Consider the following 20,605-nt stretch of genomic DNA (forward strand, 5'->3'; position numbering starts at 1 on the left):
GCAGAGCAAATCAAGAGCCAAAGGCTAGGGAAGCTCGCCATGACCGACAAGCGCACACCCGAAACCGTCACCATAGCGCCGCGCGATATTCGCTTTGACGTCGATGCGGCAGAGCAAGGCCATTGGCTCGGCGGCGATCCGGTCGGCACTGCTGTGTTCAACGCGCTCTCGCTGACCTTTCCGGATGGCGAGCGCCTCTTCATGGATGCGGTGAAGAATTATCGCGGCCAGCTCAGCGGAAAGCTTTTCGACGACGTGCGCGGCTTCATCGCCCAAGAGGCGATCCATTCGCGCGAGCACCACACCCTCAATCAGTTGATCGATCGCAATAAGTATCCGGTCCACGAAATCGAGGCGGAAATTCAGGAGCGCATCGCGTTCTCGCGCTCGCGCGGGCCGATGCGCATGCTGATCGCGACCATCGCGCTCGAGCACTTCACGGCGATGATGGCCGAGATGCACGCGCTGCATCAGGATTTGTTCGAAGAGGTCGAGCCCGGCATCGAACGCATGTGGCGCTGGCACGCCATGGAAGAGACCGAGCACAAGGCGGTCGCCTACGACGTGTTCATGGAGGTGACCAAGCATTGGTCGCCGCTGCAGCGCTATTTCCGCCGCACCATCTCCATGGCGATCATCACCTTCTTCTTCACGCGCAATATCAGCCGTTACGCTGCGCGCCTGCTGGAAGCCGACGGCTATGCGCCCGACGCTGCACTGAAGGCGGTGAAGAATTTCGTCTGGAAGAAGCCGGGCATCTTCAGTCGCGGCTGGAAGACGTATCTGGCTTGGTATCGCCCTGGCTTCCATCCGTGGGATCAGGACACGCGCGCGCTCGTCGCCGATTGGAAAGCCGAATTCGACGCGTCGCCCGTCGCGGCTTAGGCCGCTTCGGCGACGCCGTGCGTTGGCTTGTACTTTGACGCGTCGGATGTGAATTCCGCGTGGCCGTAGCGCTTCAGCAGGCCACGTACCCGCTTCACCAACACTTTGTCTGCCACATCGCGCAAGCCGGGCACTTGATCGGCCAGCTTATACGCGGTCATGCGCGTCGTGATGCCGAGCGCGCCGAGTACGAAAATCGCCTGATCGCGCGGCGTGATTTCGACGCCCATTTGTTCGGCGATCTTGCGGTCGCCTTTCAGGAATTCCTTGAGGAAGAAGGTTTTCGCGAAGCTGCGTTCGATCGAGTTATGCAGCCGGTTCGCGAATGATTTGTCCGGCGGCAGATAGGCGGAGAGCGTGGCGCGCACGAGTTCGCCGCAAGTTGAATCATCATAGCCGCGCCGCAGCGTTGAATTGCGCGCCGTCATCATACGCACGACGCCCTCTGGCGTGTCGGCGAGCAGATCTTCCGGTAGCCCCAGCAAGAAGCAGCGATAGCGGCTGACCTCGACACGCGCGCGTTCTTCTGCGTTGAAGGTGCGCCGGCCTTCCTTGATCATTTTGAACGCCATCAGAAATACAGGGATTAGCCCGGCCGGCATTTGATCCACTTGCGGGATCGGCACGCCATAGACTTTCGCATCCCAACGGCCCGAACGGATGGCGTTGAAGCGCACCATCGAGTGCATCAGCCGCACCATCGCCGCGGCCTTGAAGCCCTCGCCGTGGCGCTCCAGCGCGCCGGGCAACGTCGTCGTCGCAAAGAAGGTCGCCGTCTCGTTCACGCGGCGCGCAGCACTCTCGTTGCTGAGCGTGCCTGTGAGGGCCATCGGCAGCGCCGAATATTTGTTGAGGAAGGTCGCGATGAAGGCGCCGCGCACGGCGTAGGGCGCCAAGTGGGCGGTCGCGTTGCGCTCAAGCCGTGCGCCCTCGCGCACCAGATCCATATCGACCCAGGCCGGTGTTTGCTCCATGGCGCGGATCAGCGCGACCAGCTCCGGCGGCGCATCGGCGACATGCTCGACACCGTGGTCGCACGCCTCCTGCAACATCGAGATCAGTTTGCGGAAACCGTATTTCGGCATCAGCATCGCGTACGCGTCAGCGACGACGTCGCCGAGCATCGTGTAAGCGCGGACACGCTCCAGGTCTTCTTCAGTTACGGCGACGCCATTCGGCGTGCGATCCTGCACGACGGCCGCCTTCGGATCGTGCGTGAAGCGCTCAGGGTCGCGGTCGAAATCGATGCCGCCGTAAATCGCGGGCAGCTGGGTCTTCTGCGACGCCACTTTGGCCCGGACCTGCTCGATCGAATTCATGACGCTTCCTTACATTCGCTCGCCCGCTTACAATGTAAGTAAAGCTCACATTTGGGCTACTCGCTTTGCCTAGCGCGTCGAGCGCGCGCGGAGGAGGCCCGTAAGTGTCTGAGAAATCACGTAGAACACCTCGCCAGAGGCGGGCTGAGGGCACCCTCAACGCCATTCTCGACGCGGCCTTTCAACTTCTGGAAGCCGACGGTGTCGAGAAAGCTGACGACCAATCACGTTGCCGCCCGCGCCGGCGTCAGCATCGGCACGCTCTACCAATATTTCGCCAGCAAGCAGGACATCCTGGCGGCCCTTGCCCAGCGGCGCGCCGGCGCCGTGCGCGACGCGATCGCTGAGACCATCATCCGCAAGCCGGACGTCAGCAGTGTCCGCCCCATCGTGCAGGCGCTGATGAACGGCTTCGAAGGTTCCCCCGCCACGCGACAAACTTTGCTCGACGCCATGTTCCTGCGCGGTGGCGATAGCGTGCTCGCGCAACACCATGAGGCGTTTCTCGCTGCAATCGCAGGTCGAGCGCGGCTGCAAGTCGAACTGACACCGGAATCCGCGTTCGTGCTGACGCACGCGCCGATCGCGCTTTTGCGCGCCGCGGCCGCGGAACCGGAACTCGGTCTCGATCCCGCACGCTTGGAAGATGAACTGGTCCGGCTGATGGAGAGCTACATCGGCGCATTGGTTGCCGCGCGGCGCTGAGTTCCGACGCCTCCCGCGCGCGCATAGCTCGACCCAAATCCTGCAAGCTCGGCCTATTTCGCGTGTTTTAGGCCACACCAAGCAGGCATTGATTACGCTTCGATTTCCCCAATCCACCGCCATCGAAACGCCGCCCTTGACCCAGGCCCGGCGCGACACATCGTTCAGGAAGACGTGATGAAGACGCGAAGTCGATTGCGAGGCCGCCGCGACCTCGCCATATCGGCGCCTCGCTTGATGGAGAAGCTGGGCTCTGAAGGCGGCGCGTTAGTGGGGCTGACGCAAGGCGCGGAGCGGTTATTCGCGCGAAAGAAGGCCCGGACCGAGCATCCGGACCCACAGAGACTCTGAGGTAGAAGCGGAATGGATCACGATTTCTGCAATGTTGACGGCGCGCGGCGCATCAAACAGCGGATCGAGGAATATTGGCGTGAGCGCGGCTTCAACGTCGAAGTGAAGCTCGTCGACGCGGGTTTTGTTGCGGCCATGCGCTCAGCGCGCACAGACGTGCGTAGCGACATGGTCAATGGCTTCCCCACGAAGCGCGCGGACAATGACGACGATCGCTCGTCCCCTAGCCGTCGCGGCTTGGTGGGCGCCGCGTAAGCGCCGCGAGCCTGCTGTGATTCAGGGGCGCGCCGCCAAAAGGCGGCGGCAGGCCGGCGTAAGTTCTGAATATCGATCTAAGACGACGTCGGCGCCGAGTTTATCGGCGTCGGCGTCGCAATATCCAAAACTCACGATGATGACCGGCGCGCCAGCTGCGCGCGCCGCGCCGACGTCTATGGACGTATCGCCGATCATCACTGATCGCCGCACCGTGCCGCCCGCACGCTCAACGGCGGCGCGATAATGCTCTGGATGCGGCTTCTTATCGGTGACCGCATCCGCACCGATGACGGCTGAAAACCATTTGCTGAGATCGAGCGCGTCGAGCAGCTGGTTCGAGAGCTCGGTGCGCTTGTTCGTGCAGACGGAGAGCTTCGCGCCCATATTGGCGAGCTGACCGAGCGCCTCGAGGATACCGGGATAGGGCCGCGAATCCGTTGCGATGTCGGCGCGGTAAATCTCGATGAACGCGGCCCAGAGCTGATCGAGCCGCTCCGGCCCAAAAGTCACGCCGTGGAATTCCGCCGCGCGTTCGATCATCGCCCGTGCGCCGCGGCCCACCATCCGGCGAACGTTCTCCAGTTTCGTATGCGGCAGCCCTTCGAGGTCCAACGTGGCGTTGAGCGCGCGCACCAAATCCGGCGCGCTGTCCACCAGCGTGCCGTCCAGGTCGAAAACAATGGTGGCGTCGGCCAATTCGCCGATGGTCATGGATGGCCCCAAACTGAGTGTTCGGGCTAAAACCCCCACTGGATTCGAGCAATTGGGTAAAAGCAGATGAGCCGAGCGCGGGCGGCGGTGATTTTGGCGGCGGGCCAGGGCACGCGGATGAAGTCCGACTTGCCCAAAGTGCTGCATCAGGTCGGCGGGCGGCCAATGCTGGATTGGGCGATTGCGTCGGCTCGAGGCTTGGGCGCGGAGCGGGTGATTGTCGTCACCGGCGTGCACTCGCCGCAAGTGCGCGAGCACGCGGCCAAGCTCGTCGGTGAAGGTGCCGTTGCGACACAGGATCCGCCGCTTGGCACCGCGCACGCCGTGCGCGCGGCCGAACAAGCGCTCGCCGGCTTCGACGGCGATGTTGTCGTGCTCTATGCCGATGCGCCTTTGGTGAAATCGGAAAGCCTGGCGGCGATGTTTGCGCTGCGCGAAGCGAAGGGCGGCATGGCCGTGTTGGGCTTCACCGCGCCGAACCCGTTCGGCTACGGTCGTCTTATCACCGACTCCGAAGGCCGCTTGCAGCGCATCGTCGAAGAAAAAGACGCAACGCCGGAGGAGCGCGCCATTACGCTCTGCAATTCCGGCGTGCTCTGCGCGGACGCCAAGGCGCTCTTCCAATTGCTCTCGATGGTGAAGAACGAAAACGCCAAGGGCGAATACTATCTAACTGATGTGGTTGGACTCGGCCGCTCCGCCGGCTTCTTCACGCACATCGTCGAGGGCGAGGAAGCCGAAGTGCTCGGCGTCAACTCACGCGTCGAGCTCGCGGAGGCGGAAGCCGCGTTCCAGCGTCGCCGCCGTCGCGCTGCGATGGAATCCGGCGTGACGATGATTGATCCGAACAGTGTGTTCTTCAGCCACGACACCGAGATCGCGAACGACGTGGTGATTGAGCCGAACGTCTATTTCGGCGCGGGCGTTAAAATCGGCAAAGGCGCGCGCATCAAAGCGTTCTGCCACATCGAAGGCGCGGATATCGGTGAGGGCGCACAGATTGGCCCGTCCGCCCGCTTGCGCCCCGGCACAAAGCTCGGCGCTCAGGTGAAGATCGGCAACTTCGTAGAGATCAAGAATTCCACGTTTGGCCCGAAAGCGCAGGCGAGCCATCTCACGTACGTGGGCGACGCCGACGTTGGCGCGCGCGCCAATCTCGGCTGCGGCGCGATCACCTGCAATTACGACGGCTTCGACAAATATCGCACCACGATCGGCGAAGGCGCCTTCATCGGCTCGGACACGGCCCTCGTCGCGCCCGTCACCATCGGCAAAGGCGCCTATACCGGCACGGGCAGCGTCATCACCAAGGACGTTCCCGACGGCGCGCTTGGCGTTGGCCGCGCCCGGCAAGTGAATATCGACGGCTGGGCCGATAAGAACCGCGCGAAGAAGCAGAAGGCGAAGGATGTGAAATGAGCGATTCAGACCTCGCCAAATTCAACGCTGCACAAGCGGCGCTTGCGTACATCAAGGACGGCATGGTGGTCGGTCTCGGCACCGGCTCGACGTCAGCGCATTTCGTGCGGTTGCTGGGCGACAAGGTGCGCCAGGGCTTGCGCGTAAAGGGCGTGCCGACGTCGGAAGCGACGCGCAATCTGGCTGAGCAGGTGGGCGTGCCGCTGCTGGAGATCAGTCAAGTCACCTCGATCGATGTCGATGTGGACGGCGCCGATGAAATCGATCCGCAATTCCGCTTGGTCAAGGGCGGCGGCGGGGCGTTGCTTCGCGAGAAGATCGTGGCGGCGGCGTCCAAGCGCGTGGTAGTGATCGCCGACGCGAGCAAATGGGTCGAAACGCTTGGGGCATTTCCGCTGCCCGTGGAAGTCACCCGCTTCGGCTTTGCGCTGACAGCGCAGCGTATCAAGGAAGCGCTGCAAGCAACGGGCTGCGAGGGCGTTGAAGTCGCGCTCCGCGTTTCCGGCAAGGCCAACGAGCCGGTGATCACGGATGGCGGCAATTACATCATCGACGCGCACGCCAAGCGCATCCCCGACGCCAACGTGCTCGCCGCAGCGCTTCAGCAGATCGCCGGCGTGGTCGAGCACGGTATTTTCATTGGCCTCGCGCATGTCGTTATCCTCGGCAAAGCCAAAGGTGCAGAGGTGAAGGAGCTCTGATGGCGCGCAGTACGCGACGTATTGTTCTGGCCGCGCCCGCGCGCGGATTGCCGACGGCCGAGACTTTCCGGCTGGAAAGCGCGGACCTGCCGGACACGCTTGCGCCCGGACAAGTGCTGACGCGCACGATCTATTGCTCCGCCGATCCCGGCACACGCGCGCGCCTCTCCGATGGCCCGAGCTACGCGCCGCCGCTGCGCGCGGGGGACACGATCGACGGTTTCTGCGTCGGTGAAGTGATCGAAAGCGCCAATGAGAAATTTGCGCCGGGCGAGGTCGTGGCGCTTGGCGGCGGCTGGGCCGAGCATGTGCTCTTCCCCGGTCGCGGCTACATTCAGAAGATTCCGCACCGCCGCGTGCCGCTCTCCTATTGGATCGGCGTGCTCGGCGTGCCGGGCATGACGGCGTGGTTCGGCTTGAAGCGGGTCGCTGCGATCAAGCCGGGCGATCGTGTGCTGGTGACGTCAGCCGCTGGGCCGGTTGGCGCAACAGCTGGGCAGATCGCGAAAGCGTCCGGCGCCACGCGCGTCGTTGGTGTCGCATCAGGCGCGGATAAAGCGGCGTGGCTGCGCGAAGCCGGGTTTGACGACGTGGTCGACTACAAAGCCGTGAGCGATCTTGGCGCAGCGCTCCGCGCCGCGTCACCTGACGGCCACGACATCCTGTTCGACAATGTCGGCAACGCGATGATTGATGCGGTGCTGCCGCTGATGCGCATGGGTGGGCGTGTCGTCGTGTCGGGGCAGACTGCGGACTACAACACGCCCTACGATCAAGCGCCGGCGCTGCACAATACGCGCTATTTCATCGCCAGCCGCCTCCGCATGGAAGGCCTCGTCGTGTTCGATGATCTGCGCGCGTTTCCGGCGGCGCAGGAAGAATTGTGCGGCATGATTGAAGCGGGCGCCGTCAAGGTGCGCGAGCACAAATACCAAGGCCTCAAAGTAGCGCCGGGTGCATTCATCGATCTTTTCCAAGGTTCGGCGTTCGGCCGGCGCATTATTCAAGTGGGCGAAGAACCACGTTAGGGAGCAGCGCATGAGCGAGTGGGTGGAGCGTGCGCGCGCGCTCAAAGGCGAGATCGAAGGCGCACGCGCCGCGATGGATTCTGCACGGCGCTTGCCGGATGACCTCGCCGCCGCGTTCGCGAAAGCTGGACTCTACAAACTCTGTGTACCGAAGGCCTTCGGCGGCGGCGAAGTGGCGCCACAGGAATTGGCTGAAACCTTGGAAGCGCTCGCCGAGGTCGACGCATCGGCCGCGTGGTGTGTGATGATCGGCGCGACGACGGGCGCACTTGCCGCCTATCTCGCTCACGATGTCGCGCAAGAAATCTTCGGTCCCGCCGATGCGATCGTCACCGGCGCTTACGCGCCAATGGGCCGTGCTGTGCGCGACGGCGAGACCTATCGTGTCAGTGGTCAATGGAAATGGAATAGCGGTGGCCAGAATTCGACTTGGCTGCTTGGCGGTTGCCTGCTGATGGAAAACGGCGCGCCACAGAAGGGTGCGGACGGTGTGCCGCTGATGCGCATGATGCTGACACCGGCGCGCAATGTGAGCTTTATCGATACGTGGCACACGGGCGGTCTTTGGGGCACGGGCAGTGGCGACATGGCAATGAAGGATGTCGCCATCCCTGCTGCGCACACCGTCTCGCTGACGGATGACAAGCCGCACGTCGCCTCGCCGCTTTACGCGTTCCCTGTGTTTGGCTTGCTCGCTCTCGGCATCGCGGCCGTGGCGAGCGGCAACGCGAAGGGCGCGCTCGCCGAATTCGCGGCTGTCGCGTCAGGCAAGCGCATGCCGAACGGCCGCACGCTCGCCGAGCGTGGCGTGACGCAGGCGATGTATGCGCAAGCTTATGCGGACTACAGCGCGGCGCGCGCGTTCTTGTTTGCGGAGATTGCGTCCGCCTGGAGCGAAGCCCAGCAGGGCGCGACGATCGGCCTGGCGCAGCGCGCCCGCTTACGTCTCGCCGCCACGCATTTGGTGCGCACATCGGCGGACGTCGTGCGTCAGGTTCAGGATTTCGCTGGTGGCGCCAGCGTATTCTTGAGCGACCCGCTGCACCGCCGTGTGCGCGATGCACAAACCGCCACCGCGCACATCATGATCGCGCCGCCCACCTACGAACTCAGCGGCCGCGTATTGCTCGGCGGTGACGCGACGACAGCGGAGCTTTAGGCTCGCTTCGTCGCGGCCTTCTTTTTCGTGGTTGTCGCTTTGGCTTTCTTGTTGGCGGCCTTCTTGGTCGTGGTTTTCTTTTTCACGACTTTTTTCACCGAAGCTTTCGCGGCCGCTGCGGCCGTGCGCTTGGCCGCGCATTTCGGGCAGGCGCAGATGTCCTTCAGGTACTGATTGAAATAATTCTTGCCGTAATCGTAGTTGAGCTCTTCGCCCGGCTTGATGTTGCGCAGCGCGTGGATGAACACACGGCCCTTGTGAATGTTGGGCTCGCAATTAGCGCGGCACGAATGATTGATGTAGCGCGCGGTGTTCCAACGCGGCGCGCCGTCGATCGTCTTCTTGGAGTTAATCTCGAAGAGATATTTGGAGCGGCTCTTCTCTTCCTGCTGCTTGGTGATCTCTACGCCCGTGTATTCAATTATGCAGGCGCCCTTCGGGATTGGCCCGTCGGCGTAGAGGCCGAGCCCCGTGGCCGACCGGCCCACGCGCAATTTGAAATCACCGGGGATGTAAGACTTTCTAGTCGTCATCGATTCTTCGCTCCGTGAGCTTTAGAGCCGCAAACGCAGGGCGCTTGGCAAGCGACTTAGTGTGACGCGCGCGGACATGCGCCAACCTGCCGCGAAACTCAGCGCTGTAAGTGGGTTCCGGGAGGCAGCCTTCGCAAGCGTAGGCTGGCTGGGGTGCTAGGGATCGAACCTAGGAATGGCGGTACCAAAAACCGCTGCCTTACCGCTTGGCGACACCCCAAAACCGGCGAAGCGGCTAGATAGAGGCGCCCGGTCGCCGATGCAATGGGGGCCCGGCAGGGCGGCGAACTTTGTTCAGGTCCGGCGGGGCGGGCGGCGTTGCGTTGGTCGAAACCTGCCGCTATAAGCCCGCCTCCTCGGAGTATAGCTCAGCCTGGTAGAGCACCACGTTCGGGACGTGGGGGTCGTAAGTTCGAATCTTGCTACTCCGACCATCTTTTTGCGGCGAATCCCGATGACGCTGCCCACTTCAAAGCTTCAGCGTAGAAACGTGTTGGCGGCCGGTTTCGGCCTCTGCGCGAGTTATGCGCTCGCGGCCTGCGCTTCGGAGGACGGCATGTACGGCCTGATCGGCAAGATGATCGCCAAGCCTGGCCAACGTGAGGCGCTCGCGCGTCTGTTGCTGGGGGGCACGCAATCCATGCCGGGCTGCCGCTCCTACATCATTGCGGCCGATCCAAGCGACGAAACCGCGATCTGGATCACCGAGGTCTGGGACAGCGAAGCCGATCACAACGCCTCATTGCAATTGCCGGAGGTGCAGGCCGCCATGCGTGAGGCGCGGCCTCTGATCGACGGCTTCGGCGAGCGCTTCGTCACCACGCCGCTCGGAGGCGTTGGCCTTGGCTGAACACCCAAGCCAGCGCTTCAACGCGCAAGTGTTTACCCAAGTCATCAACCTCGATCGCAGCACCGATCGGTTGGAGACGGTGTCCGCTTATCTCAAAGCGGCGGGGCTTGAGTACACGCGCTTCTCAGCCGTCGAAGGTCGCAAGCTCGATATGAACGAGCCGGGGATGCGCCAGCTGGTCGACGTGAAGAAGTGGATGCGCCGCCACCACCGCAACCCGACGCCCGCCGACATCGGTTGCTATCTAAGTCATTATTACGCGATCCAAGCGTTTCTCGCGCAGGACAAACCGTACGGCTTGATCTTCGAAGACGACGCCGCCTTTGGCCCGGATTTCATCCCGTTCGTCACGCATGCGCTGAATGACCCAAATGAATGGGATATTCTGAAGTTGCACGCGCGCCACCCCGGCCCGATGGTGACACGCCGTGACTATGGCGACGGTGTAAAACTCTGCTCGTTCGTCGCCCGGCACGCCGGCACCACCTGTTACATGATCAATCGCCGCGCCGGCGAGCGGATGCTGAAGCACCTCATTCCGGCCGTGCGCATGATCGATTGGGCCTGCGATCAGGGCCATCTCATGCATGTGCGCGTGCGTACGCTGGCGCCGATGATCGTTGGCCTGCAGGCTGTAGCGACGACGCGCGACACCGGCGTGTCGCGCAAGCGCTCATGGATCGAGAAGCAGACCGATCGCCCGATCCTGCCGCGTTGGCAGCTGCCGTTCCGCCGCGTGTGGGACGAGCTGCATCGCGTCAGCTACACGCTGTTCGCCGACGGTGGTTTGGCTGCGATGCTGTTCGGGCCGAAGCGCTAAGCGCTGAGTTGGAAGGCCATCCAGAGGCCGGCGACGCCAAGCGCCACGACCAGCACCCAACGCATCGTCTCGGCCAACGCATGCACCGCCCCGCGCAGCGGGCTGAACATTGAGAGCGCCAGCGTCACGATGAAAGCCGCGCCCACGGCGAGCCATGCTTCGAACTCACCCAATTGGCTGTCGAGTGCGGCGATGAAGGCAAGGTACGAGGCCGCAGCGCCCATGCAGAAGCGCACCAGCGCCTTAAGGATTGTGCTGCCGGTGCGATGGGGATTGGCGATGGTCTGCGCTGGCGCCGGCGCGGCGACAGCCTGTGGCGCAGGTTGGCGCGTCTGCTCACGCAGCCGCCGCCAGGCTTCGGCTTCCAGTTCGGCGCGGACCTGCTGCTCGAACATCCAGTCGTCGGTTGCGAAGGCAGGCGATCTGCGGGAATCGGACATCGGACGCACCCTCTCCAGGCGAACATCATGCAGCAGGGCGCGGCCGGGGAAAATAACCAGCGGCAGCAATCGGATAGAATTTCGACCTGTGGTATGCCAAGGTGCCGTTTATCATTTTTCGATAAAATGTAGCTTGCCTTATGCGCGCGCCCATATCATTTATCGATAAACCCGGACCTTCGGGATGGAGTGGCGTCTCGTGAAGCAATTTCTGATCACCGTCGGCGGCGTACTCGTCGGCCTTCTGCTCTTCCTGTTCATCGGCCCGATCATTTTGATCGGTGCGCTGTCCTCGATGGCGCAGCCGCCCGCGCAGCCCTCGCACATGGTGCTCTCACTCGATCTTCGCGAAGAGATGACCGACCAGCGTCCCGCCAGCCCGTTTGCAGCACTCGGCGGCGGCAACGCGTTGCTCGACATCCTTGCCCGCATCGAATCCGCCCGTACGGACGATGCAGTGAAGGGCCTCTTCATCCGCGGCAACACTGCGGGCATGTCGGCCTCGCAAGCTGAAGAACTGCGCGCAGCGATCGCCAGTTTCCGCCAATCCGGCAAGTTCGTGGTCGCGCACTTGCAGACGGACGGCGTGCGCATGTCGATGCCGGGCTACATGGCCGTCGCCGACGCCGACGAAGTCTGGCTGCAGGAAGCCAGCGAATTCATGCCGATGGGTTTGTCGGCCGAAGTCACGTTCCTCGCCGGCACGCTGCAGCGCTATCACATGCAAGCGCAGTTCGAGCAGCGCGAAGATTATAAGAACGCACCGAACACGATCACGCAGCGCACGTTCACGCCCGCGCACCGCGAAGCCACGCTCTCGCTGATGAACGGCATCTACGATAACATGCTGGTCAACATCGCGGCGGACCGTGGCATCACGCCAGCGCAAGCGCGCGCGGCGGTCGAATCCACACCATTCACGGCGCAGCGCGCACGTGAGCTGAACCTAGTCGATCAATTCGGTCGCCCGGAAGAAGCCGAGCGCGCCGCTCTGGCCCGCGCGGAAAACGAGGACGCAGAAATCGTCGACATCCACGAATATCGGCCGCGCCCGCAAACCAGCGGCCGTGTGATCGCCGTGGTTCAAGGCGAGGGCGCGATCGTCTCAGGCCCGCCGGAAGACGCCTTCTTCGGCGACGACGAAACCATGAACAGCGACCGCATCGCGCGCGCATTGCTCGACGCCTCGGATGACGAAGACGTCGCAGCGATCGTCTTCCGCGTCTCGAGCCCCGGCGGTTCGGTGGTCGCGTCGGATCAGATCCTTGCGGCGCTGCGCACTGCGCAGGAGCGCGGCAAGCGCGTCGTCATCTCGATGGGCGATGTGGCGGCGTCAGGCGGCTATTACGTCTCCACGCACGCCGATGAAATCGTCGCCTCGCCCTCGACCATCACGGGCTCGATCGGCGTGTTCGGCGGCAAGCTCATCATTGGCCCTGCACTGGAGCACTATCTCTCCACCAACACCGAGACGATTACGGTCGGATCGCCGATGGTGGAGATGTTCACCAGTGAGCGTCCATTCAACCAGGCCGAACGCGCCGCCTTCGCCGGCTTTATCGACCGGACCTACGCGACCTTCATAGGTCTCGTCGCCGAAGGCCGCGAGATGACGCCGGAGCAAGCGCGCGCCGTCGCCGGTGGTCGTGTCTGGACGGGCCAACAAGCGCGGGAGCGCGGCCTCGTCGATCACCTTGGCGGCTTCTCGGTGGCTGTGGCGCGTGCGCGTGCGCTGGCCGGCATCGGCGAAGATGAGCAGGTGCAGCTGCGCTACTTCCCGGTGGCGGAAGATCCGTTCAAGTCGCTCGGGCGCTTGTTCGGCGCGTCGTCAGAGAGCGTTGAGACGCTGGTCGCCATCAACGCGCTACTCTCTGACCCGCGCATGCAGCGCACGCTGGCCGCTGTGCGTGAGGAAGACGCCAACGTCCGCGCGGAAGCGGACGCCATGACGATCCGCTGATCAAAACTCCATAGCCCCTCGAAGGCCCTTCGCGGAAACGCGGAGGGCCTTTCTTTATGCGCCGCTTGGCTGGACTAGCGTTTGTGTTCGACTTCGTACTTGGGAAGATCGGCGCGCAGGGTTTCGTAGAGGCGCTCGACGAAGCGCTCGGCGTCGTCATCGACGAAATCGTCGAAATAGTCCGGATGATTGGACTCGAAGACGTATTCGCCTTCGTCCGCGAAAATGAAACCAAGCTCTTCGTCTGTCTCTACGTGGATGACGGCGATCTGAGTTTCCTCGTCATCCTCTTCGCCGAGCGTGAATGCGAGGCGACGCGAGGAGATTTTCTCTTCGAGGATGGGCGCGAGCGCTTGGAGCGCGGCGAGATCATCGAAGCCTTCGTCCTGGTTCAACGCAGATTCAAGGCGCTTGCGCGCGGCGTCAACCTCGGCGTCGAAGCCCGACGCCGGGGCGGCTGGCGGCTTTTTCGTACTCATGCCGCTTCCATCAGGCTTTCAAACACAGCACGGCCGCCGATGCGGCCGAGCACCGGGTCGGAGGCGCGTTCCGGGTGGGGCATCATGCCCATGACATTGCCGCGATCATTGATGATGCCGGCGATGTCGCGCGCCGAGCCATTCGGATTGTCGATGTAACGGAAAACGACGCGGCCCTCGCCCTCGATACGGTCGAGCGTTGCATCGTCAGCAACGAAGCGGCCGTCGCCGTGCGCGATCGGGATTTCGGTCTCGCGCGTTTCGCGATAGGCGCGTGTGAAGGCCGTGTTGCAATTGTCGATGGCGAGCGGCACGTCCTTGCAGGCAAACTTGAGGCCTGCATTGCGAGCGAGAGCACCTGGCAGCAGGCGCGTTTCGGTCAGCACTTGGAAGCCGTTGCAGATGCCGAGCACCAAACCGCCGCGCTCAGCGTGCGCGATCACTTCGCGCATCACTGGGCTCTTTGCCGCCATCGCGCCGGAGCGGAGATAGTCGCCGTAAGAGAAGCCGCCCGGCAGTACAACGAGATCGAGCCCTTCGGGCAACGCTGTGTCCTTGTGCCAGACCATGGAGGCGGGCTTGCCGGTAATGCGCTCCAGAGCGCGTGCGGCGTCGCGGTCGCAATTGGACCCCGGAAACACGATGACAGCTGATTTCATGAGGGCTTCAATAAGCTGCGTCGCTTCGGTTTTCTAGGCGTAAGGCCGGCTTTGGACCGCTGGTTTGCGGTTTCGGCGGCTCAGTTTGCCGTGATTTCGGCCGCCGCCGTGGTAAGTGAGGGTCATGGGCGCTTGGTTACTCATCGCAATATTCGCCACCGTCGCCGTGACGGCCGGGCTCGTCGCCATTCTCCAGCGGGTCAATGGCCAAGGCCCGCGTCGCCGAAACGATTCAGGCGACCGCGGCGGGCATGTTTATGCGGACGGTGGGTCGCGGCGAGATTCGGACTCCTCGGATTCAAACGATAGCGGTTCCGATGGCGGCGGCGATGGCGGGGGCGGCGATTGAGCGCGGCGATAGGGCGCGATTGGCGCAACGTAAGTGTCACAAAATCCGGCCAGAACGGCGCATCGATTGAGGAAGGGATTCTGAGATGAGAAAGCAATTTTTCCTGACCGCGGCGCTCGCGGCCTGCGCCGTTGCGCTCACGGCATGCGGCAGCGGCGAACAAGTCCCAGCGTCATCCGGCGGCTCCTCGTCCGAGTCGATCCAGGTTGACGGCTCGTCCACGGTCTTTCCGCTCTCCGAGGCTGCAGCAGAAGCGTTCACAGCAAGTCAAACAGGCGGCGCGCGCGTCACTGTAGGCGAAAGCGGCACTGGCGGCGGATTCCGCAAATTCTGCCGCGGCGAAACGCAGGTGCAAGGCGCCTCCCGTCCGATCTTGGCTGAGGAAATGGCTGCATGCGCCGCCGCCGGCGTCACTTATGTCGAAGTGCCGATCGCGTTTGACGGTCTCACCGTTGTCGTGCACCCATCAAATTCGGTGCGCGCGGTCACAATTGATGAATTGCGTCGCATCTGGGAGCCGGCCGCGGAGCGCACTGTCACGAACTGGCGCCAAGTGAATCCACGTTGGCCGGATATGGCGATGCCGCTGTTTGGCGCCGGCACCGCGTCCGGCACGTTTGACTTCTTCACGGAAGCGGTCGTCGGCACTGCGAAGGCGTCGCGCACCGATTACACGCCAACAGAAGACGATAACGTCACCGTCCAAGGTGTTCTCGGCAACCCGGGCGGCATGGGCTATTTCGGCTACGCTTATTACGAGCAAAATCGCGAACGCCTGGCGGCTCTCTCCATCAATGGCGTATCGCCAAGCCCGGAGACGATCGCGAACGGCACATACCCGCTTGCGCGCCCGGTCTTCGTTTACTTCAACGCCGAAGCGCTGCGTCGTCCGCAGGTGCGCCGCTTTGCGCAATATTTTGTCGCCAACGCGGGTCGCTTGGCGCCGGAAGTCGGCTACGTCGCCCTGCCGGAAGCGGCCTACGCGACCTTTGCGGAGCGCGTGACCAACGCTACCGTCGGCACCGCTTTCGGCGGCCACCAGGAAGTCGGCGCGAGTATCGAAGAGGTGATCACGCGTCCTCTCGTCAGCGCCGCACCAGGCGCCGAATAATTGCTCGCTTAAACCGGGCGCTGCTGAAGAGCGGCGCCCGGCGTTTGCGTGACTAGATCAGCGCCAAACTATCCAGATGCAGCGCCTGCCGCGCCGGTCGCTCGAACATAACGGCGAACATTTCATCGCCGCGCTCCGTCCGCTCCACGTTCATCGACGCAATGATCGCCATGATCACGCCGGCGAACGCGTAGAGCCGATACTCGCGCCAAACCTCGGCCGCATCCGCATCCGCGCCGAGCGCACGCAATTCATCGACATAGAAGCGCACCAGCCGCTCCTCTTCTTGCGCGCGAACCTCAGCATCTGCGACACTCGTGCCGATGAGATAGGCGACGTCGGACGCGCCAGCGCCGAGGCCTAGCGTCTGCCAGTCCACCACATGCGCCGTACCGCCATCGGCTGAGAACAGAATGTTGTCGATGCGCAGATCGCGGTGCTGGATGGTGCGCGCCTTCGGCATTGTTTGGAAATAGTCGCCTGTGCGCGCGATCAGCTCGCCGCCCAAATCCAATAGGTCCGCCGCAATGCGTGTCGCGTAGCGTTCGCGGAATTGCGCAAACAAGGGCGCCAGCATCTGGCGCACCATGGCGTCGACCTGCGGACGCGGTTGCAGCCATTCAATTCTGTCCAGCCGAGCATTGCCCCAATATGGCGCGTGCAGGCGCGCGGCCTGCTTCAACGCGGCTTCGATCTGCGCGACGGACGCGCCAGCAAGCTGATCGCCTTGTTGCGCCGGCGCCAAATCCTGCAACAGCAACACGAACTCGCTTTCGTCTGCGTTGGCCTCAAGATGCAGACATTTCGGACAGGCGACGCCAATCTTCTCGGCCAGCTCGCGATACCAGCCCAGCTCAAGCGCATACGAACCAAGTGCGGCCGCGATCGCGCGCGTGCCGGGATCAGCGGAGGGGCATTTGGCGACGATGGAAGCGGGGCCTTCGCCGCCTCTCCAGTCGAGCTTCACGCGAAAGCTCAAACTCATCTGCCCGGTGCCAATAGACTTGGCGCTGAAGCCCGCAAGCGAGCCGGCGGGCGCGCCAAGTTGCTGCTCGAGCCAAGCATTGGTGAAGGCGTCGGGATGCGAGGGCGTGCTCATGATGCGCCATCCAACATGCCGGTGAAGCCGCTTGGCGCATGCGGGCCTATCAGGAATTGCTCCAGCACGCCCGCGCCACTGTAACTCTTGGCGCCGTCAGTCAGCGTCGCCCGCGCGAGCGCCTGAATGTGTATCTGCCCCGGCGCGCTATCGTCGATGTCGCTCGTATCAATCACGTCATACGCGGTTTCAAACTCGCCATGATCGCGGCCATGCCCCCAAGTCGGGTGCGTGTAGCCCAGGCCGCTCATGTAGAAATGCGCACCGGTCGGCTCGATGCTTAGCTCTGGCCCGTTCTCGGCCAATCGCACGCGTGTTTTCTGCAAACGCCGTGAGCCCGGGCGGTAGATCAACTCAGTCTGCGGCGCTTCGAACTCCGTGCGCGATGCGCCGATCACATAGACGACGCCGCGCCTATTCCACGCGCGACCCGTTTCATCATCGTTCGTGTGAAAGAATACTGCCCGGTCGCCAAAATTGAACGGCGCCCAGAGCCAGAAGAATTGGAATGGCGCGGGCGCCGGCTGGGAGTCCGCCGCGCCCACAGGCCGAATGCCCCACGAGCGATCGCGTGTGCCGAGCGCGCCGCCGACGTCCAGCTTTTGGCCCTTCAGCCAAAGCTCGCCGCTCCATGCGCCGTTCTGCGTCATGCGCGTGTAATCCATGAACATGCGCGGGCCGACCCGGCGGGTGAAGCGCGGCTCCTCGATTGGCTGGTGGCGGGCGTCGAAGACGAGATCGGCACGCACACCGCCGTCATTGTCGCCGACGCGCAGGCCGAGCTTTTGCAGCGGCTCGATGACACGCACTTCGATCGGGCCGACGCGCAAATCCATGCGCTCGCTGTTCAGCCGCCGCGACGCGCGCACATTGTGCTGCTTGCCATCCACGAGCAGGCAGAACGCCGCGTCGATCACATCGAGATGCGGATAAACGCCGAGTGCTGCCGCAAAGAACACCGAGCCGTCGGCGCTATAGCCATTGAAGAAATAGCGATCGTAGAAATTGCGATCGCTGCCGGAGAACGCGATGGGCTCCGGGGTCTGGTGGATCGGATAATCGTCACCCCAGGTCAGCATTGGCGTTTCCTCTTATGCTTTGAGGAAAGCCTAGAGCTTCATTGTTCGCTTACAAGCTTGCCGTGGCGGGAGCCTTAGCGCGCGATTTCCACGCGGTAGCTTTCGATTACCGTGTTGGCGAGCAGCTTTTCGCACATCTCTTTGACCTGGGCTTCGGCGGTGGCGGGGTCGAGGTCGCCGCTAAGTTCGATCTCGATGCGCTTGCCGACCCGCGCGTCGTGTACGCCGCCAAAGCCCAAATCCTTCAGCGCGCCCGCAACGGCTTTGCCTTGCACGTCCAGCACACCCGGCTTCAGGCCGACGGTGACGATCGCTTTCATTGTAGTCCCCCTCGCTCCGCTCTCGCCGGCATAGCAAACCGGCGAGGCGGGTTCGTTCAATTCTTCAAATTCAGTGGACGCTCTCGCCGCCCGCGGCCGCTTGCTTCACGATGCCCAAGCGACGGGCGACTTCGACATACGCTTCGGTGACGTTGCCGAGATCGCGACGGAAGCGGTCCTTGTCCATCTTCTCGTTGGTCTGCACGTCCCAGAGGCGCGCGCTGTCCGGGCTGATTTCGTCAGCGACGACGGTGCGCACCATGTCACCTTCGTAGAGGCGGCCGAACTCAAGCTTGAAATCGACAAGCTTGATGCCGACGGCGCCGAACATGCCGAACAGGTAGTCATTGATGCGCAGCGTCAGCGCCATGATGTCGTCGATCTCTTGGGTGGAGGCCCAATTGAACGCGGTGATGTGCTCTTCGGCCACCATCGGATCGCCGAGCTCATCCTTCTTGTAATAGAATTCGATGATCGAGCGCGGCAGCGGCGTGCCCTCCTCGATGCCGAGGCGCGTTGAGAGCGACCCCGCCGCCACGTTGCGGCAGACCACTTCGAGCGGGATGATCTCAACGTCGCGAATGAGCTGCTCGCGCATGTTGAGCGTCTTGATGTAATGGGTGGGCACGCCGATCGCGTTCAGGTTCTGCATGATGAACCCGGAGATCTGGTTGTTGATGACGCCCTTGCCCTCCAGGATCGCTTTTTTTTGCGCGTTGAAGGCCGTCGCGTCGTCTTTGAAATATTGGATCAGGGTGCCCGGCTCGGGGCCCTCGAACAGAATTTTGGCTTTGCCTTCGTAAATCTTCTTGCGACGGGACATGTGCTCGCCCTCCTGAGGCGGTAACCGGATATTTTCCGGAAATGCCTCCAAGGCCGCGGAATCGCCCGGCGGCCTCTAAAGTCCAGAACTTAAGGGCAAAGCCGGGCGCCCACAATTGGCGCAGGCGCCTAGATGCGGTTGATTGGCCGCGCCGGGCTCACTATTCATGCCACGAACCACCCTGAAAGGCGGAAAATGAGCCAATTCAACGATCGTGAGCGCGCGGAAGAAAAGAAGTTCCAGCTCGATGCGGAGCAGGAATTCAAGGCGCAAGCGCGTCGGGCGAAAATCGTCGGCCTGTGGACGGCCAATCTGATCGGCCTCAGCGGCGAAGAGGCGGATGCCTACGCCAAGTCCGTCGTCATGGCCGACCTTGAGGAAGCGGGCGTGGAAGACCTCTTCCGCAAGATCCGCGCAGATCTCGACCTGCACGCGGTCCAGCTCTCGGACCACCAAGTCCGGGCCAAGATGGAAGAGGCGCTGAACGAAGCGCGCGCATCGGTGAAAGCCGGGCAGTGAGCGCGGACGCGGGGCGGGCTTCCGTCCTGCTGACGTTCTGGCGGGGCGTGCGTTTGCGCTGCCCCGCATGCCGCGCGCGGACCTTGTTTCGCGCCTACCTGAAACTCAACGAGACATGTCCGGCGTGCGGGGCTGACTTCTCGCGCTCGGAGACGGCCGACGTCGCGCCATATGTCACGGTGATGCTGATCGGCTTGATCGGGATGCCGCCGATCCTCGCGCTGGCGATGCACGCAGGCGACTATGCCGAACTGATGCTCGCGCCGGCTTTGCTCTTTGCATTGGTGCTGGCGCTGGTCTTGCTGCCGCGCGTGAAGGGCGTTCTCGCCGCGCTGCTTTGGCGCGCGCGGCGAGAGATGTAATGCAGCTTAACCTATGTTGGTGAGATAGAAGCCGCGGCTACGCCAAAAGGCATAAGCGGAAAGCGCCCGTTAACCGCGCCGCCGTGACGTTGTCGCGTCCGGGAGGGTTGCGTCATGTATGGGCTGATCCACTCCGCTGCGCGTCAGATGGTGCTCGATCAATTGGGCGCGGAGGCTTGGCGGCGCGTGCTCCAACGCGCGGGCTTTGACGATCTGCACTTCATCAACGGCGAAGTGTACAGCGACGAGGCGACGTTCGCGCTGATCGGCGCGATCGTGGATGAGAACGGCATCGCGTCGGATACGCTACTCTTCGAGTTCGGGCGCTATTGGATTGGCTTTGTGGCCACCTCGGCGTTCGCCAACGCGATGGCCGCGACCGGGGATGACTTCGTCAGCTTTGTCGACGGCCTCGACCGCCTGCACCGCAGCGTACGTACGGCCATGCCGCAAGCGCGCATGCCGAGCTTCGAAGTGCTCAGCGCCATCGGTGGAAACGTCGAAATTCTCTACGTCTCCGAGCGCGCGGGCTTGGACAATTTCGTCGCCGGCTTGTTGCAGGGCCTGCTCGAAAAGTTCGGCGCCCGTGGCGCGATTTCCTACGCGCGGGCTGACGATGGCGTGGTGTTCTCCATCGCGCTCGAAGCGCGCGCGGCGGCGTAGAAC

At 63.1% G+C, this 20,605-nt stretch carries 24 protein-coding genes and 2 tRNA genes; 15 read left to right on the forward strand and 11 right to left on the reverse strand.

Annotated features, from left to right (window positions below):
* Positions 1–39 precede the first annotated feature (39 nt).
* Positions 40–885 (forward strand): metal-dependent hydrolase, encoded by an 846-nt coding sequence (locus EPJ54_RS01265; RefSeq protein ID WP_135209860.1) that lies wholly within the window; start codon positions 40–42, stop codon positions 883–885.
* Here the strand turns inward: EPJ54_RS01265 and EPJ54_RS01270 are convergent.
* The gene (locus EPJ54_RS01270) at positions 882–2,204 is read right to left on the reverse strand and encodes an oxygenase MpaB family protein (protein WP_135209861.1); all 1,323 of its coding nucleotides are present in this window, start codon (positions 2,202–2,204) and stop codon (positions 882–884) included. The two genes, EPJ54_RS01265 and EPJ54_RS01270, sit on opposite strands and share 4 nt — an antisense overlap.
* Positions 2,205–2,405: 201 nt before the next feature.
* Here EPJ54_RS01270 and EPJ54_RS01275 point away from each other — a divergent pair, with 201 nt between their 5' ends.
* Positions 2,406–2,909, forward strand: coding sequence for a TetR/AcrR family transcriptional regulator (locus EPJ54_RS01275; protein ID WP_239590706.1), 504 nt, complete (start codon positions 2,406–2,408; stop codon positions 2,907–2,909).
* Between the two features lie 363 nt (positions 2,910–3,272).
* Positions 3,273–3,515, forward strand: a complete 243-nt coding sequence (locus tag EPJ54_RS01280; RefSeq protein ID WP_135209862.1) for a phosphoglycolate phosphatase — start codon at positions 3,273–3,275, stop codon at positions 3,513–3,515.
* 21 nt (positions 3,516–3,536) lie between these two features.
* Here the strand turns inward: EPJ54_RS01280 and gph are convergent, their stop codons facing one another.
* Complete coding sequence (gph, locus tag EPJ54_RS01285; protein ID WP_135209863.1) at positions 3,537–4,229, reverse strand: phosphoglycolate phosphatase; 693 nt, start codon at positions 4,227–4,229, stop codon at positions 3,537–3,539.
* 66 nt (positions 4,230–4,295) lie between these two features.
* Between gph and glmU the strand changes: the two genes are divergently transcribed.
* Genes glmU through EPJ54_RS01305 form a run of 4 tightly spaced genes read left to right on the forward strand, consistent with a single transcriptional unit; the run spans position 4,296 to position 8,536 of the window.
* Complete coding sequence (gene glmU / locus EPJ54_RS01290) at positions 4,296–5,648, forward strand: bifunctional UDP-N-acetylglucosamine diphosphorylase/glucosamine-1-phosphate N-acetyltransferase GlmU (RefSeq protein ID WP_135209864.1); 1,353 nt, start codon at positions 4,296–4,298, stop codon at positions 5,646–5,648.
* Complete coding sequence (gene rpiA, locus EPJ54_RS01295; RefSeq protein WP_135209865.1) at positions 5,645–6,349, forward strand: ribose-5-phosphate isomerase RpiA; 705 nt, start codon at positions 5,645–5,647, stop codon at positions 6,347–6,349. The genes glmU and rpiA overlap by 4 nt, the downstream gene beginning before the upstream one ends.
* On the forward strand, positions 6,349–7,377 hold the full coding sequence (locus EPJ54_RS01300; protein ID WP_135209866.1) for an NADP-dependent oxidoreductase: 1,029 nt from the start codon (positions 6,349–6,351) through the stop codon (positions 7,375–7,377). The genes rpiA and EPJ54_RS01300 overlap by 1 nt, the downstream gene beginning before the upstream one ends.
* A 10-nt stretch (positions 7,378–7,387) precedes the next feature.
* Complete coding sequence (locus EPJ54_RS01305; protein ID WP_135209867.1) at positions 7,388–8,536, forward strand: acyl-CoA dehydrogenase family protein; 1,149 nt, start codon at positions 7,388–7,390, stop codon at positions 8,534–8,536.
* On the opposite strand, the gene EPJ54_RS01310 is transcribed toward EPJ54_RS01305, so the two are convergent.
* Positions 8,533–9,069, reverse strand: coding sequence for an SET domain-containing protein (locus EPJ54_RS01310; RefSeq protein WP_135209868.1), 537 nt, complete (start codon positions 9,067–9,069; stop codon positions 8,533–8,535). The genes EPJ54_RS01305 and EPJ54_RS01310 overlap by 4 nt on opposite strands.
* A 145-nt stretch (positions 9,070–9,214) precedes the next feature.
* Positions 9,215–9,289 (reverse strand) — tRNA-Gln (locus EPJ54_RS01315).
* 137 nt (positions 9,290–9,426) lie between these two features.
* Between EPJ54_RS01315 and EPJ54_RS01320 the strand changes: the two genes are divergently transcribed.
* The 3 genes from EPJ54_RS01320 (at position 9,427) to EPJ54_RS01330 (ending at position 10,739) form a co-directional block, all read left to right on the forward strand.
* A tRNA-Pro gene (locus EPJ54_RS01320) sits at positions 9,427–9,503 on the forward strand.
* 20 nt (positions 9,504–9,523) lie between these two features.
* The gene (locus tag EPJ54_RS01325) at positions 9,524–9,919 is read left to right on the forward strand and encodes a putative quinol monooxygenase (protein WP_239590707.1); all 396 of its coding nucleotides are present in this window, start codon (positions 9,524–9,526) and stop codon (positions 9,917–9,919) included.
* On the forward strand, positions 9,912–10,739 hold the full coding sequence (locus EPJ54_RS01330) for a glycosyltransferase family 25 protein (RefSeq protein WP_167755520.1): 828 nt from the start codon (positions 9,912–9,914) through the stop codon (positions 10,737–10,739). The genes EPJ54_RS01325 and EPJ54_RS01330 overlap by 8 nt, the downstream gene beginning before the upstream one ends.
* On the opposite strand, the gene EPJ54_RS01335 is transcribed toward EPJ54_RS01330, so the two are convergent.
* Positions 10,736–11,179 (reverse strand): hypothetical protein, encoded by a 444-nt coding sequence (locus EPJ54_RS01335; protein WP_135209870.1) that lies wholly within the window; start codon positions 11,177–11,179, stop codon positions 10,736–10,738. The genes EPJ54_RS01330 and EPJ54_RS01335 overlap by 4 nt on opposite strands.
* A 199-nt stretch (positions 11,180–11,378) precedes the next feature.
* Here EPJ54_RS01335 and sppA point away from each other — a divergent pair, with 199 nt between their 5' ends.
* On the forward strand, positions 11,379–13,139 hold the full coding sequence (gene sppA / locus EPJ54_RS01340) for a signal peptide peptidase SppA (protein WP_167755521.1): 1,761 nt from the start codon (positions 11,379–11,381) through the stop codon (positions 13,137–13,139).
* Between the two features lie 74 nt (positions 13,140–13,213).
* Here sppA and EPJ54_RS01345 read toward each other — a convergent pair whose 3' ends face one another.
* Positions 13,214–13,618: a hypothetical protein gene (locus EPJ54_RS01345; protein WP_135209872.1), complete on the reverse strand. Its 405-nt coding sequence runs from the start codon at positions 13,616–13,618 to the stop codon at positions 13,214–13,216.
* Positions 13,615–14,277 (reverse strand): phosphoribosylformylglycinamidine synthase subunit PurQ, encoded by a 663-nt coding sequence (gene purQ, locus EPJ54_RS01350; RefSeq protein ID WP_135209873.1) that lies wholly within the window; start codon positions 14,275–14,277, stop codon positions 13,615–13,617. The genes EPJ54_RS01345 and purQ overlap by 4 nt, the downstream gene beginning before the upstream one ends.
* A 434-nt stretch (positions 14,278–14,711) precedes the next feature.
* On the opposite strand from purQ, the gene EPJ54_RS01355 reads away from it, so the two are divergent.
* Positions 14,712–15,737 carry a PstS family phosphate ABC transporter substrate-binding protein gene (locus EPJ54_RS01355; protein WP_135209874.1) on the forward strand — a complete coding sequence of 342 codons (1,026 nt, stop codon included), beginning with the start codon at positions 14,712–14,714 and terminating at the stop codon, positions 15,735–15,737.
* Between the two features lie 52 nt (positions 15,738–15,789).
* On the opposite strand, the gene EPJ54_RS01360 is transcribed toward EPJ54_RS01355, so the two are convergent.
* The 4 genes from EPJ54_RS01360 to purC form a co-directional block, all read right to left on the reverse strand.
* Complete coding sequence (locus EPJ54_RS01360) at positions 15,790–16,836, reverse strand: phosphotransferase (protein WP_135209875.1); 1,047 nt, start codon at positions 16,834–16,836, stop codon at positions 15,790–15,792.
* Complete coding sequence (locus tag EPJ54_RS01365; protein WP_135209876.1) at positions 16,833–17,915, reverse strand: Rv3169 family protein; 1,083 nt, start codon at positions 17,913–17,915, stop codon at positions 16,833–16,835. The genes EPJ54_RS01360 and EPJ54_RS01365 overlap by 4 nt, the downstream gene beginning before the upstream one ends.
* A 74-nt stretch (positions 17,916–17,989) precedes the next feature.
* Positions 17,990–18,235, reverse strand: a complete 246-nt coding sequence (gene purS / locus EPJ54_RS01370) for a phosphoribosylformylglycinamidine synthase subunit PurS (protein WP_135209877.1) — start codon at positions 18,233–18,235, stop codon at positions 17,990–17,992.
* Positions 18,236–18,305: 70 nt separating this feature from the next.
* Positions 18,306–19,058, reverse strand: coding sequence for a phosphoribosylaminoimidazolesuccinocarboxamide synthase (purC, locus tag EPJ54_RS01375; RefSeq protein ID WP_135209878.1), 753 nt, complete (start codon positions 19,056–19,058; stop codon positions 18,306–18,308).
* A gap of 195 nt (positions 19,059–19,253) precedes the next feature.
* Here purC and EPJ54_RS01380 point away from each other — a divergent pair, with 195 nt between their 5' ends.
* The 3 genes from EPJ54_RS01380 to EPJ54_RS01390 all read left to right on the forward strand — a co-directional run bounded on the left by EPJ54_RS01380 (position 19,254) and on the right by EPJ54_RS01390 (position 20,602).
* Positions 19,254–19,577, forward strand: a complete 324-nt coding sequence (locus EPJ54_RS01380; RefSeq protein WP_135209879.1) for a DUF1476 domain-containing protein — start codon at positions 19,254–19,256, stop codon at positions 19,575–19,577.
* Positions 19,574–19,939 carry a DUF983 domain-containing protein gene (locus EPJ54_RS01385; protein ID WP_167755522.1) on the forward strand — a complete coding sequence of 122 codons (366 nt, stop codon included), beginning with the start codon at positions 19,574–19,576 and terminating at the stop codon, positions 19,937–19,939. Before EPJ54_RS01380 ends, EPJ54_RS01385 begins: the two co-directional genes overlap by 4 nt.
* Positions 19,940–20,053: 114 nt before the next feature.
* Complete coding sequence (locus EPJ54_RS01390) at positions 20,054–20,602, forward strand: heme NO-binding domain-containing protein (protein ID WP_135209881.1); 549 nt, start codon at positions 20,054–20,056, stop codon at positions 20,600–20,602.
* Positions 20,603–20,605: the final 3 nt, after the last annotated feature.

The organism is Vitreimonas flagellata, assembly GCF_004634425.1.
Classification (GTDB): Bacteria; Pseudomonadota; Alphaproteobacteria; order Caulobacterales; family Aquidulcibacteraceae; genus Vitreimonas; species Vitreimonas flagellata.

Excerpts from the sequence above, each read along its gene's own strand:
- EPJ54_RS01355 (WP_135209874.1), top strand. The coding sequence starts at position 14,712 with ATGAGAAAGCAATTTTTCCTGACCGCGGCGCTCGCGGCCTGCGCCGTT.
- EPJ54_RS01270 (WP_135209861.1), bottom strand. The coding sequence starts at position 2,204 with ATGAATTCGATCGAGCAGGTCCGGGCCAAAGTGGCGTCGCAGAAGACC.
- gph (WP_135209863.1), bottom strand. The coding sequence starts at position 4,229 with ATGACCATCGGCGAATTGGCCGACGCCACCATTGTTTTCGACCTGGAC.
- EPJ54_RS01280 (WP_135209862.1), top strand. The coding sequence starts at position 3,273 with ATGGATCACGATTTCTGCAATGTTGACGGCGCGCGGCGCATCAAACAG.
- EPJ54_RS01345 (WP_135209872.1), bottom strand. The coding sequence starts at position 13,618 with ATGAGTACGAAAAAGCCGCCAGCCGCCCCGGCGTCGGGCTTCGACGCC.
- EPJ54_RS01360 (WP_135209875.1), bottom strand. The coding sequence starts at position 16,836 with ATGAGCACGCCCTCGCATCCCGACGCCTTCACCAATGCTTGGCTCGAG.
- purC (WP_135209878.1), bottom strand. The coding sequence starts at position 19,058 with ATGTCCCGTCGCAAGAAGATTTACGAAGGCAAAGCCAAAATTCTGTTC.
- rpiA (WP_135209865.1), top strand. The coding sequence starts at position 5,645 with ATGAGCGATTCAGACCTCGCCAAATTCAACGCTGCACAAGCGGCGCTT.
- purS (WP_135209877.1), bottom strand. The coding sequence starts at position 18,235 with ATGAAAGCGATCGTCACCGTCGGCCTGAAGCCGGGTGTGCTGGACGTG.
- EPJ54_RS01335 (WP_135209870.1), bottom strand. The coding sequence starts at position 11,179 with ATGTCCGATTCCCGCAGATCGCCTGCCTTCGCAACCGACGACTGGATG.
- EPJ54_RS01310 (WP_135209868.1), bottom strand. The coding sequence starts at position 9,069 with ATGACGACTAGAAAGTCTTACATCCCCGGTGATTTCAAATTGCGCGTG.
- EPJ54_RS01390 (WP_135209881.1), top strand. The coding sequence starts at position 20,054 with ATGTATGGGCTGATCCACTCCGCTGCGCGTCAGATGGTGCTCGATCAA.
- EPJ54_RS01365 (WP_135209876.1), bottom strand. The coding sequence starts at position 17,915 with ATGCTGACCTGGGGTGACGATTATCCGATCCACCAGACCCCGGAGCCC.
- EPJ54_RS01325 (WP_239590707.1), top strand. The coding sequence starts at position 9,524 with ATGACGCTGCCCACTTCAAAGCTTCAGCGTAGAAACGTGTTGGCGGCC.
- EPJ54_RS01380 (WP_135209879.1), top strand. The coding sequence starts at position 19,254 with ATGAGCCAATTCAACGATCGTGAGCGCGCGGAAGAAAAGAAGTTCCAG.
- purQ (WP_135209873.1), bottom strand. The coding sequence starts at position 14,277 with ATGAAATCAGCTGTCATCGTGTTTCCGGGGTCCAATTGCGACCGCGAC.
- EPJ54_RS01300 (WP_135209866.1), top strand. The coding sequence starts at position 6,349 with ATGGCGCGCAGTACGCGACGTATTGTTCTGGCCGCGCCCGCGCGCGGA.
- EPJ54_RS01265 (WP_135209860.1), top strand. The coding sequence starts at position 40 with ATGACCGACAAGCGCACACCCGAAACCGTCACCATAGCGCCGCGCGAT.
- glmU (WP_135209864.1), top strand. The coding sequence starts at position 4,296 with ATGAGCCGAGCGCGGGCGGCGGTGATTTTGGCGGCGGGCCAGGGCACG.
- EPJ54_RS01305 (WP_135209867.1), top strand. The coding sequence starts at position 7,388 with ATGAGCGAGTGGGTGGAGCGTGCGCGCGCGCTCAAAGGCGAGATCGAA.